The following is a 291-nucleotide window of genomic DNA, read 5'->3' as shown; positions in this document are numbered from 1 at the left end:
TGTAGCGCATGCACCATCGAAAGACTTCTTGGCGACAGCTGATTGGGCTGTCAAAGACTTTCCGATCACGCAGAACTTCACGCTTTAAGGTGGCGTTAAATGACTCTGCCAAGGCATTATCAGCACTCGTTCCCACCGCGCCCATGGATTGGCGAACACCAAGCTGGGTGCAGTGGTCCCTAAATGCTTGTGAGGTGTACACACTGCCATGATCAGAATGGAAAATTGCCCCTTTAAGACTTCCACGGACTTTCCTTGCATGAGATAAAGCTTCGATAACCAGCGATACCC

Annotated in this window: 1 protein-coding gene; it reads right to left on the bottom strand. The window is 50.2% G+C overall.

The annotated features are described in order from the left end of the window. On the bottom strand, window positions 1-291 hold a 291-nt coding region (locus HMPREF2760_RS12530), incomplete at both ends, for a DDE-type integrase/transposase/recombinase (RefSeq protein WP_148138843.1).

Origin of the sequence: Corynebacterium sp. HMSC065D07, from assembly GCF_001810695.1 — a bacterium.
Classification (GTDB): domain Bacteria; phylum Actinomycetota; class Actinomycetes; order Mycobacteriales; family Mycobacteriaceae; genus Corynebacterium; species Corynebacterium hesseae.
This window is presented reverse-complemented; position numbering and strand designations above follow the sequence as displayed.